The organism is Paenibacillus sp. EB106-06-01-XG199 (genome assembly GCF_058791575.1).
Window position 1 is genome coordinate 378,865 of sequence record NZ_JBYTDQ010000004.1, and the last position, 11,762, is coordinate 390,626.

Below are 11,762 nucleotides of genomic sequence, written 5' to 3' on the forward strand. Positions count from 1 at the left end.
GGAATTACCCTTTCGGATTGGACATTTTTAAACCGGCTGCTTGCTTGCGCATCTCACCGGGGGCAACGCCGTAATGCTTCTTGAATACTCTGTAGAAATAGCCGACATCCTCATATCCGGCCAGCTCTGCCACCGTCTTGATCGGAATGCTCTCCTCAGCCAGCCATTCCTTCGCCTTCTCCATCCGCAGCTGCAGGATATAATCCGTAACATTGCAGCCATACTCCAGCTTGAACACCTTGCTTAGATATTCCTTGCTGACGAAAAAAGCTCTGGCCAGCGCTTCCAGCGTTACCGCTTCGGCAAAGTGGGTATTAATATACTGCCGGACCTCATCCAAGTTCAGCTTATTCTTGAACTTGCGCTGTCCGATCAGCTGTTCCAGACTTGTCCCGTAGAGCTGTTTCAGATACGCGGCGGTGCTGCTCCCGGACAACAATACCTCACGGGGGATCTCCGCCTTCAGGACATCCTCCTCCAGTGCGTTGCTCCGCATGAGCTCCTTCAACAGCAGCAGCATTTCACTTGCCGCCTGCCGCAGCATTCCCGGTCTGCCAGAGCCTCCCTGCACCAGTTCCTTCTCTATGCCTTCAAGAACAGCATTGACCCCTACGGGATTCAGCTCATTGAAATGCACCCTCATCAGCTGCTTGTAGGAGGACAGCGAGAAGGATACCTCAATATCGAGGGCATACGGCTCCCGGGCACGGGAGCTCTCCTCCAGCTCCTTCCGGCATTTGCGCAGCACAGCATTCAGTTCCCCCGGATCAATCGGCTTCAGCAAATAATCCACCGCACCGTAGCGGATGGCATTCTGGGCATATTTGAAATCGTCGTAGCCGCTCACAACAATCACTTTAATCTCTGGATAACACTCATGAAGCTTATTCATCAGCTTGACACCGTCCGCGCCAGGCATCCGCATATCGGTGATGACAATCTGCGGGGACAACTCCCCGGCCAGGCGCAGCGCCTCGCTCCCGTCCTCTGCTTCTCCGGCAATCTCCATGCCCAGTTCATCCCATAAGCCAAACGTCCGCACAATGTCACGGTTCCAGCTCTCATCATCCACCAGCAGTACTTTAAGCATGGTTCGCACCGTCCCTTTCCAGTGGTATTGTTACAGTCACCTTTGTGCCTTGCCCCTGAATGCTATCTAGACCAATCCCGTATTTCCCGCCAAAATGCATCTGAATCCGTGAAGCAACATTGCTTAAGCCAATCCGCTCCCCATGCGTCCATAAATCACCGTTGCGCCGCTCCAGTCTTCCCCGCAGCTCCGCCAGCTTATCCGGCTGCAGCCCGATCCCGTTGTCGCAGATGGTAATGACCGTGTCCTCCCCTTCACAAGTTACCTTGACCTCCAGCACCCAGGGGCCCGACTGCTGTTCCAGCCCATGAAAAAAGGCATTCTCGACAATCGGCTGCAGGCTCAGCTTCGGAATCAGACTGTCCGTCGCCTGCTCATCCACTTCAATCGCATAGCTGAGCCGGGCCGCGAAACGCTGCTGCTGGATCTGCATATAATTGTTCAGATGGTTCAGCTCCGCCCGCAACGGGGCCAAGTCCTCCGGCTCGCGGATGATGTAGCGGAACATGTCGCTAAGCGATCTCAGTACCCCGTAGCTTTCGGCCGGGCTGTTCTTGAACAGCATGCTGCCGATCATCTGCAAGGTGTTCTGCAGGAAATGCGGATTAATCTGCGCCTGCAGTGCTTTAAGCTCGGCACTCTTTTTCTCCAGGCCGATAACATATTCCGTCCGGATATGCTCGCGGATGCGGTACGACATCTGATACAGCTTCGTCTCCAGAAGGCCAATTTCATCAACCCGGTTGCTGAGCCGCACTTCACGCTCCTTCATTAAGCCGAAGCCCTGGATGGACCGGGCCAGGCTAACGATTGGCGTCGCCAGCCTCCAGGCCAGAGTTACGGCGAGCAATATCGCCACGACCACGGTAATGGCGCCTACTATCAATCCAAAGTTCATGGTCGCCAGCGCGCTCTGGTTAATGAAGCTGTTAGGAATAACGGTGACCAGCTTGAGACCCACTGGATCAATCGTATTGTAGAACACATAGGCCTGGTCACCGCGGAAATAGCCCTGCGGCTCACCGGTGCCGGCAACCCGGTCCAGAATGGCTTTCGAAGGAGTCACTCCCCAGGGCTGGTACAGCACCTTGCCGTCGCTACTAGCGATAAATACCGTATGATCGTTGCCCCGGCCTAATAGATTCAGCGTCTGATCCAGTACACCCCAGCGGATTTCCAGGAAGATGCCTCCAAGCTTCTCCTGGTTCTCAAACCGGTTAATGCTGCGGACCAGCTGGAATTTCCCGTTATCGTTGCCGCCAACGGCTATTGTGAAATCCTTATTTTGCTCAAAAAGCAGCTTATACGGAGCAGGAATTCCGGCTGTTGAGGCAATGTCACTCTGCGAGGCGTTGATAGTAAACAGCTTGTTATATTCTTTCAGATACAGCTCCACCCCCACCACATGATTGCCCGCAGAGTAGAACAGATTCGTCAGCGTATCAATAATGTTCCGCTGTGCGGCAAATTGGCTGGACAGGCTGGACTCCTCTACATTCGCGAGGTATTCGCTCAGGTGGGGGCTGATCAGCACGGTATAGATCAGATTATTAAGCTGGGCGAACTGGTCCCCCAGATAGACACCGGTCCATTTCATATTGGAAAGATTCGTGCTGATGACCTCGGCCTCCATTGACCGGCGGCTGTTCTCGGCTGCCAGTGCTGTAATTGTCACAATTGGCACAACAGCGAGGATAATCATAGTCAGAATAAGCTTATTGCGGATACTGCGGCGGAAAGGCTCAGTAAGTTTCATGATCCAACCGGCAACCCTCATTGCTGCACCAACCTCCAAGTTTCACTTGCCATAGTTTGCCCAAGTCAGAATGGAATTTTCTTGGGTTCAACAATTCATGTTAAGTGTTGAATGCTCTAAATTATTTTATCTTAACAAAAAACTAACGCCCCGCGAAGAATGGACGTTAGTTTAAGGAGAATGCCTTGTTAACTAAGGACAAACGTATGGAAGGATTCCGGTTCAAGCTCCAGGGAGTACGAGGAGGAACCACTATGCAAGTGCAGCATCCGCCGTTCCTTGAATGGATTGGCCAGGACGAGCGTGATCCCGCCCAGCGGTGTCCGGAAAGCAACGGCATGGCCGCTCCACGGACCTTTAAGCCCTACTCTTACGGAACCAGGGACGGTAAAACGTGAGAAATGCTTCATCACGTAATACTCCGGATTCACGGTCGCTTGTCTTTGGCCGGGATCAATGGTCAGCAGGGAATTCTGTTCCCAGCCCCAAGTGCTCCTGCCCTTGGGTTCAAGCACCATGTTCCAATAGATATAAGCGTTCACACCGTTCATGAAATAATGCTGATACAGGTTAAATACGTATCTCGCATAAAACCACGTATTTTTGCCATCGCCGCATTCATTTTCGGTCTGCATATACCGCAGCTCCGGGTAGCTCTGCACGGTACGTTGGATGGCATGTTTGCCGGCCCATTGATAACCTACGCCTTTGATATATTTATAGGCTTCGGGATCGCCGAGCACCACCCCGGCGAAGGCATCATGATCGCTTGATTTAGCTTTAAGCCATTCATCCCATGGCTCCGGGGCATTGATCGTCCCCAGCCAAATTTCCGTCTCCAGCCCATGCTTCTCGAATGCCGGGCCAAGGTAGTCGCGGATGAAGATCCTCAGCTGCTCCCCGGTCCAGACGCAGGAAGGAAACTTCTGGTCGGCAACCACCTCATTCTGCACATGCACCTGATGAATCGTTATTCCTTCTGCACGGTAGGCTTCCACGAACTTCACGAAGTAAAGGGCGTATGCCTCAAGCACTTGCGGCTCCCAGCGTAGTGTTCCATAGTTATACGCTTTGGGGAACTTCATCCATGTCGGCGGGCTCCAGGGGGACGCGAACAGCTTGAGGTCCGGGTTCAGCTGCAGGGCTTCCTTGATGTAGGGAATCAGCATCTGCCGGTCACGCTCAATGGAGAAATGCTCCATGGCGTAATCCCCGTCAGTCTCGTTCAGGCTGTACCATTCCAGCGCATAGTCGCTGGCTCCAATCGGCAGGCGGCAGATGCTGAACCGCTGCTCCCCTTCGGGATGGAACAGCTCATGCATCAGCCCCGCCCGTTCTTCCTCCGGCAGATGGCCCAGCGCCACAAAGCCCAATTCGTTAAAGCAGCCGCCGAAGCCTTCCAGCGTCTGGAACGTCTCTGCGGTAACGGTCAGATTAGCGGCTGTCCCGGCTTGTTCTGGACCAGGGATGTTTTGGGCTATCCAAGGTGCTTTTTCCGTGCTGGCAAACCATTTCTGAATTGTATCAGCCATATTATAGGTTCCTCCATAGGTGTAGTTTGGAGCTGTTTTTGATTTGTATGATTACGCTTTCATTATATCCCGGGTCATTCATAATGGAATTGGATAATCCGGCAATCACGGATTGGATTATTTTAACCTGCTAAAAGGCAGCTTCCCTATAGCGGGGCGCTGCCTTTACTATTGCCAACAGGTTAATCCTTCCTGCCAGTGATTCAGCAGACGGCGATTATTGCTCTGCAACCAGCGCGTTCAATTCCCGTAAATCTTCGGCCAAGTTGGCCTCGGTATATTTCCCTTGGCCAAAGCCGATCATCGCACGCAGCGGCATATATTTCATCATGGCAAGGAACATTTCCGGATTATCATCCATTGCATCTTCCAGGCCAAAGATACTGCTGTAATTCTTTGCTTTTTCCGCAGTCAACGGATTTGCCAGCAAATCGCCTACCGTGGTGTTGCGGTGGAAACTTACCGCAATCTTCGTTGTCGAAGTTACCGTAAGTGGAGCGGAGAGCCGGATATCCCGCGATGAAGAGCCTACGGCAATGTTGAACGTTCCGCTTTCCACATGCCAGTCCGCCAGCTTCACGTTGTAATAGGCAAAAGCACGCTTATTCAGGGTAAAGGAGACTTCTCGCTGCTCCCCCGGCTGCAGCTCCAGCTTCTGGAAGCCTTTAAGCTCCTGCAGCGGGCGGATAACACTGCTCTCCTCGTCACTGACATAGAGCTGGACCACCTCTTTGCCTGTCCGGCTGCCGGTATTTTTGACATTCAACGTCACCTGGACAACATCTGTATCCCTGATGCTACTCTTGTCCAGTTTCAGACCGCTGTACTCGAATTGCGTATAGCTGAGTCCAAAGCCGAACGGGAACAGCGGCTCGATTTCTTTTTTATCATAATAGCGGTAGCCGACGAACAGACCTTCCTTATATTCCACCGTATCGCCTTCACCGGGAAAATTGAGAAAGGAGGGATTGTCGCTCAGCTTCTGCGGGAAGGTCTCGGCCAGTTTGCCACTAGGGCTTACTTCACCGAAGAGCAGATCGGCAATCGCGCCGCCAAAAGCCTGCCCGCCCAGATAACCTTCCAGAACGGCCTTCGTATGATTCAGCCAAGGCATCTCAACCGGGGAGCCGTTACTCAGCACCACGATCATTTGGTCTTGAACTTCAGCCACCGCCTTGATCAGCGCCTTATGGCTCTCAGGCAGCGACAGATGGCTGCGGTCATACCCCTCCGATTCATAGCTGTCAGGCAGTCCAAGGAACAACACCGCAGCATCTGCGCCTTGTGCTGTTTCCTGTGCTTCCTTGAGCAGCGCACTGTTGATTTCATCGCTGTTCAAGTCATAGCCCTGTGCATACAGGAAGCTTGCGGAACCGCCGGCCACCGCCTGCATTTCGGCAAAAGCATCATCCAGCTTCGTCGGATTGACATGCGAGCTGCCTCCGCCCTGGTAACGCGGCTTTTTGGCGAATTCGCCGATAATGGCAAGCGTTCCGCTCTTGGCAAGCGGCAGAATATTATCTTCGTTTCTCAGCAGCACCATACTTTCCCGGGCCACCTTTCGCGCCAGCGCATGATGCTGCTCCAGATCGAACGCTGCATTCTCCTTGCGGTTCTCCACTCTTTTGAAAATAAAGGACAGCAGCCGCTCCACAGCTTTATCCAGCGTCTCCATGGACAGCCCCCCGCTGTTCACTGCAGCCACGATTTTGGCATCACCAATGCCTCCGCTTGACGGCATCTCCAGCTCAAGCCCGGCCTGCAGCGCCTTCACCCGTTCATTGACCGCTCCCCAGTCGGACACGACGAAGCCCTCAAAACCCCATTCCTCTCTAAGCACCTTCGTCAGCAGTGTTTCACTTTCGGAAGCGTATTCACCATTTAGCTGATTATAAGAGCACATTACACTCCAGGGCTGGCTTTGTGTCACTGCGCCTTCGAAGCTGGCCAGGTAAATTTCCCGCAGCGTCCGCTCATCAATGATTGCATTCGTAGACATTCTGCGGTGCTCCTGGTTGTTGGCGGCAAAATGCTTCAGCGAGGTGCCCACGCCCTGGCTTTGCACTCCCTGGATGTGGCTGGCGCCCATTTCCGATGATAGATAAGGGTCTTCCGAGAAGTATTCGAAGTTCCGCCCGTTCAGCGGGGAACGTTTAATATTGGTTCCCGGTCCAAGCAGGACCGCTACATCCTCCGCCTGGCATTCCTCCCCGAGCGCCTTGCCGACCTCATGAATCAGCTCACGGTCCCAGGAAGATGCAAGCCCGGCTGCGGATGGAAAGCAGGTTGCCGGTACACTATTGTGAAGTCCGAGATGGTCGGCGCTCCCTTGTTGCTTCCGCAGTCCATGGGGACCGTCGGTTAGCATCAAAGAGGGAATGCCCAGCCGCCCGATGCCTTTCGTGTGCCAAAAATCCAGCCCGGAGCAAAGTCCGGCCTTTTCTTCCAGTGTCATTTGCGAAATGAGGTTTGAAATGTGAGTTGTCATCATATGCCTCCTCGAAATAGGTTTTTCTACTCCCATTCTAATATACTTCAACCTGCATTTATGGTATTACTATTGTATTATTGGTATTTTCATTGGATCAGGAGGTGGATGGATGAAGATGTTAGACTACCTGGAGGAAACAGAGGGATTGCAATACATCTGCAAATTAATCTACGAAGCTTACCGGATTCCGGTCTGCTGGCTGGACACTGCAGGCAACCTTCAACTGGCGCTCCCTCCTTCTATGGAAGAACGGCCGGCTGCGCCTACCCACTCCGGGATGCTGGCTGAACTTACGGAGTTCGTCTCTGGAATTGAGCACAACCATCCCCGAAACACCGGGGGGACTTCCTTTTTGCCGTATCTGCACACTACCGGTTTTCTGGAAAATTTTATTATGCTTAAGCTGCCTGCAGAGCTTGGGACTGGCGGAACGATAATACTCGGCCCTTCACTGGCTGCTTCAATGACCGAGACTACTGTAGCCAGCCTGATGAATGACCACAACCTCCCGCTTGGCCATGTGGAAGAGTGGCTTCAGTATTACCGCGGCCTGCCGGTGCTGAGCCGGACGAGATGGTACCATGCCGCCCTGCTACTGTACTCACTGGTCAACGGACAAGCCCTTTCGGTCACAGAGCTGCTGCTTGCCTCAACCCATCATGAGCCTGTGCAGCATACGGAAAGCCGTTCGGATCTCGATCACTCCTACCGGCGTGAGAACACCTGGCTGCATCATGAGCCGATGCTCGAACGGGAGATGTTCCGCCATATCGTAATCGGAGACAAAGCAGGACTCCTGCGGTCCCAAGCCTCCTTCTCTGAGGAAAGCTTCGGGCGGCTCTCCAAGAAAAGCCAGCTGCGCAGCAAAAAAAATCTGGCCATCTCCTCCATCACACTGGCAACCCGGGCCGCGATCGACGGGGGCCTGTTCTGGGAAATCGCCTATACACTGAGCGACTTCCACATTCAGCATATCGAAGAACTGAAGGATATTCCCGCCGTTGACAAAGCCCAGCTCGCGGCTCTGTGCGATTTCGCCGATCATGTACGCGACAACCGCCGATCCAAGTTGTCCCGCACTTCTGCACTATGCCAGAACTATATTTTCAACCACATGTACGAGGAGCTTACTCTGAACAAATTGGCTGAGGTGGCCGGTCTGAATGCCAGCTATCTCTCTCAGCTGTTCAAGAAGGAGAATGGAATTTCTGTCAGCGATTATATCCAGCGGGAGCGGATTGAGGAGGCCAAGCGGCTGATCGAGCTGCCCGGGGTCACGTTGTCGGATATCGCCACCCGGCTTCATTTCAACGACCAGAGCTATTTCACGAAAGTCTTTAAGAAATATACCGGAGTAACACCCAGGCAGTTCCGGCATGACCGCTGAATTATCTACTAGATGCGTCATTCTCCTGTGCAATTAAGGTGCAGAGCTGCAATAATATGGTACAATCTTGGTAAGAAACCTTGAAGGAGCGATTACTTTGGGCATCGGTATTGTTTTTATTGGGGTGTTAGTGTATGCCGTCGTTCAGGCGGTTATCCGTGATAACGGCAGGAAACATGGCGGCGGCAACCGGCTGCGGAACCGAAACAACACGTCTGACAATTATTTCTTCCCCGGCGCGGATCCAAATCTCTTTACGGGCGACAACGACAACAACAATCACACCCGCAATCACCATGACGGAAACAGCGGGAATGGCGGTCATCACGGTCACAGTCATGGCGGGAGCAGCTGGGACAGTCATCATGGCGGGCATGGCGGCTGGGATGGCGGCGGACATAGCGGCGGCGGGGATTCCGGCGGGGGGGGCGGAGATTCCGGGGGCGGTGGTGGTGGTGGTGGCGATTAAGCTTGCCTCCAACTTATATAGTGTGCAAAAAGAACTCACAGGCTTAGCCCTGTGGGTTCTTTTTAAATACAGTCTTGGTTCCTATTATATTAAAACAACTTACTTTCATACTCTGTCACTCTACGATAGAATGTGACTTCTTCATTCCGCTCCTATTGAGCCTTCTTCAACCCAAAAAGGAAGTAAAGCTGCTCTTTGGATAACTTTCGAATAGTGTCTATGCTATTGAGAAGCTGAAATTTATATTGCAGATCCAGTTCCTCTTCCTTTGAATCCGTTGAGATTCCCCTTCCCTCTTCAATGTTAAACATTGGTGAGAAATAACTGAGGGACTCCTTCTTAGCTTTTAACGTCACATCAAATGATTTGCTGGTTCCATCATGAAGTATTACATCATACGTTCCTGAAACTGCAATAATGTCACTAGAGTAGGAGTCGATCTTCAAATTCTTCAAATTCGCTTTTTTAGATACCAGGTATAAAATTTTAGAAAAACTTCCTCATAATTAATTCAATGGGCCCCCGTTCCTTCCATTTCCTCCAGGTAGATGAAAAGAGTATCGCCAGCACGAAGTAAGCACAGCCATAAGCGACTGCAAATGGAAGTGTTCCGTTCTCCAAGTACCCTGCCACTTCAAGAAAACCCAACCCGATAACCACGTGCCCTATATAATGGGACAACGATAGCTGCCCGGTATGGATAATTGCTTGGGTGAACAAGGAATTTCTGAATGCATGCACGATATACAGGCTAATCGCAATGATAGCCAGAGCAGAACATGTTCCAGAGAGAACATACAGCAATGTTGGAGGCATGGGTTTGGTCCCAAAAAGATAAGCTGCGGAGTCATAGTCTAATACAGACGATGTCCCTTGAATCAAAGAATAAGAAATAGCTTCAATAACTATGGTTCCCGACACTGAATAGAGCAGCAGCTTCCGTCGGTTCTCCTCGGCCAGCCAATGCTTTCTGCCGATCCACAGGCCAATCAGAAAAAAACAACTCCAAGGAAAAAACGGATGGAAGCCATTATAAATTAAATTCCGGAGAAATCCGTTCAGCGTCCAAAAATCCGTATATTGGTGAAAGCCGGTGTCCCAGCCTTTACTGTAATCAAACAGAATCAATGACAGCTCGGATACCAGCAGAATCACTGAGAACAAACCGAGTATTTTATTATCAGATACAGTAATCATAGCTGCGCCCACAAGCATGAATACCGCATAATAATGTAAGATGTCGGCGCTCCAGCCTATCAGCAGCAATAGCAAGCCGCAACCAAGCAGAAATCCGGAACGTTTGTACAAGCTGAGGCGATTTTGACGAATAATCTCCTTATCCATCGATCTTCTTGCTTTCGCGGTCATCAAAGACACTCCAATACCTGCCAGTATAATAAACAATGAGGAGGCTCTGCCTTCAAAAAGACCCGCCAGCTCCCTTAACCACGACGGGCCGTCATTTTCTGCCTGCATTGCAAGCTTATAGTTAACGATGATCATCCCAAAGATCGCCCAGGCTCTTGCATAATCCAGTGCAGTAATTCGCTGTGTCGATGGATTCACGTCCAGTGTTCCCCCTTCACAATTGGTACTTTCGCCGTGCCCAGCCTGAACCGCCCGGCCACAACCTTATGCTCTGGCATAAATCCGAAGTGTTTCCCGATCTCTATTGTGCAGCAGGCAGAATAAGTCCTTTCTCCATCGCTTCAATCTTGCCCAGTATGCCAAAATATTGCAGCTCCAGCAACCCCGCTTTCGTTTCCGCCTGTTGGACCATGAACCGGGCGTTGTTCAAATCGCGCTGCGGTACACTCCCTGCTTCAAACCTCCTGTTGACATTGGCGAAATCGAAAGCCGCTTTATCCACTTCCCTCTGCGCGGAGAGAGACTGCCGGTAAACATCGTCCGCCCCGGCGTAGACGGCGTTGATATTTTGGTTCAGTTGTATTTTGGTTTGCTTGATCTCTTCCTCGGTCATTTGCACGATCTGGCCCAGGCTTTCCCTGGCGTATGCGTTCGGTGTAGGAGTGAACTTTTGATCCCGTCTGGCTTGATTAAGCGTATTCCAGAGACGTTTCAACTCAAAGGAATGAACCAGAATGTCCTCGCTGCTTTTGCGGATCACCGGCTTGACTTCGGGTAGTGGAATTTCCTCCATCATCATACTCGGGTTATAGCGAATACCGAGATCGAACGACAACTGGAGCAACCCCAACCTGTAATTTGCCAGCATTTTATCCAGTTCGACACCCTGATTATTGCGCTCCGCCTCCAGATTGCGGTAATTCTCCGCCGTCATCATGCCCTGCCCGACCAGTATTTCCTGCCGATTCAGCTCTAAATCCAGAACCTGAAGTCCCTCTTTCAGTAACGCTGCTTGCTGTTTGAGCGACAGCAACTGAATATATTGGCCGGTGACCTGTAGTTTGGTTCCCTGTACAGCCTCTTCCAGGTCAAGTGCTGATTGCAGCTTCTCCTGCACTAGCTTTTTCACTGCGCTCTCCAACTGAACCCGCTGGGAAATCACCATCTCATTCATGCTTTCCACTTGTGCAGACATCAGGCCGTTAAAAACAGTGTTTATCTCCATAACCGGCCCCATCCAGAATAGCAGCTGGGGTTCAGCATCCGCAGGGATCAGGTATTTTTTATTCTCAAGTATGCCCTCGGGAGTGACCGGAAGGGTATAGGCATCCTTTTTGGCATATTCGAGACCTTGAATTTGTGCCTTGTAATCTTTCTGTTGAGTAATCAGAGCCGTATTCTTCAATTGCAAAAGTGACAGATTAAATGAACTGTCGATTGCCTGTGACAACGCTGTCTGCAAATTGAGGCGGTCAAGCTCGGCCAATGCCCGCGGATTGACAAAAGTGGACGGAAGCCGCTTATCGGTAGTCGCTTCTTTCCCGTCCTCCGTGACAGCCTGCGCCTCATTGTCAGCGGCCAGTGCCGACGGCAGCACAGAGGTGAACAACAATAAAGCAAATAATGCTGAAAGAAACACTTTGTTCATATCCTTAACTCCTTTCAGTAT

8 protein-coding genes are annotated in these 11,762 nt (G+C 51.6%); 2 read left to right on the top strand and 6 right to left on the bottom strand.

The window, feature by feature from the left end; all coding sequences use genetic code 11:
- Positions 1–4: 4 nt before the first annotated feature.
- The 4 genes from AC3WT9_RS16820 to AC3WT9_RS16835 form a co-directional block, all read right to left on the bottom strand.
- Positions 5–1,090, bottom strand: coding sequence for a response regulator transcription factor (locus AC3WT9_RS16820; RefSeq protein ID WP_341090964.1), 1,086 nt, complete (start codon positions 1,088–1,090; stop codon positions 5–7).
- Positions 1,083–2,867 (bottom strand): sensor histidine kinase, encoded by a 1,785-nt coding sequence (locus tag AC3WT9_RS16825; protein WP_492407755.1) that lies wholly within the window; start codon positions 2,865–2,867, stop codon positions 1,083–1,085. The genes AC3WT9_RS16820 and AC3WT9_RS16825 overlap by 8 nt, the downstream gene beginning before the upstream one ends.
- A gap of 167 nt (positions 2,868–3,034) precedes the next feature.
- Positions 3,035–4,378, bottom strand: a complete 1,344-nt coding sequence (locus AC3WT9_RS16830) for a glycoside hydrolase family 30 protein (RefSeq protein WP_492407756.1) — start codon at positions 4,376–4,378, stop codon at positions 3,035–3,037.
- 217 nt (positions 4,379–4,595) lie between these two features.
- Positions 4,596–6,866, bottom strand: coding sequence for a glycoside hydrolase family 3 C-terminal domain-containing protein (locus AC3WT9_RS16835; protein WP_492407757.1), 2,271 nt, complete (start codon positions 6,864–6,866; stop codon positions 4,596–4,598).
- A 112-nt stretch (positions 6,867–6,978) separates the two neighbouring features.
- On the opposite strand from AC3WT9_RS16835, the gene AC3WT9_RS16840 reads away from it, so the two are divergent.
- Positions 6,979–8,256, top strand: coding sequence for a helix-turn-helix domain-containing protein (locus tag AC3WT9_RS16840; RefSeq protein ID WP_341090958.1), 1,278 nt, complete (start codon positions 6,979–6,981; stop codon positions 8,254–8,256).
- 97 nt (positions 8,257–8,353) lie between these two features.
- Positions 8,354–8,725: a hypothetical protein gene (locus AC3WT9_RS16845; RefSeq protein ID WP_341377724.1), complete on the top strand. Its 372-nt coding sequence runs from the start codon at positions 8,354–8,356 to the stop codon at positions 8,723–8,725.
- Between the two features lie 486 nt (positions 8,726–9,211).
- Here AC3WT9_RS16845 and AC3WT9_RS16850 read toward each other — a convergent pair whose 3' ends face one another.
- The gene (locus tag AC3WT9_RS16850; RefSeq protein ID WP_341090953.1) at positions 9,212–10,291 is read right to left on the bottom strand and encodes a DUF418 domain-containing protein; all 1,080 of its coding nucleotides are present in this window, start codon (positions 10,289–10,291) and stop codon (positions 9,212–9,214) included.
- A 103-nt stretch (positions 10,292–10,394) separates the two neighbouring features.
- Positions 10,395–11,741 carry a TolC family protein gene (locus AC3WT9_RS16855; protein ID WP_492407758.1) on the bottom strand — a complete coding sequence of 449 codons (1,347 nt, stop codon included), beginning with the start codon at positions 11,739–11,741 and terminating at the stop codon, positions 10,395–10,397.
- Between the last annotated feature and the right edge of the window lie 21 nt (positions 11,742–11,762).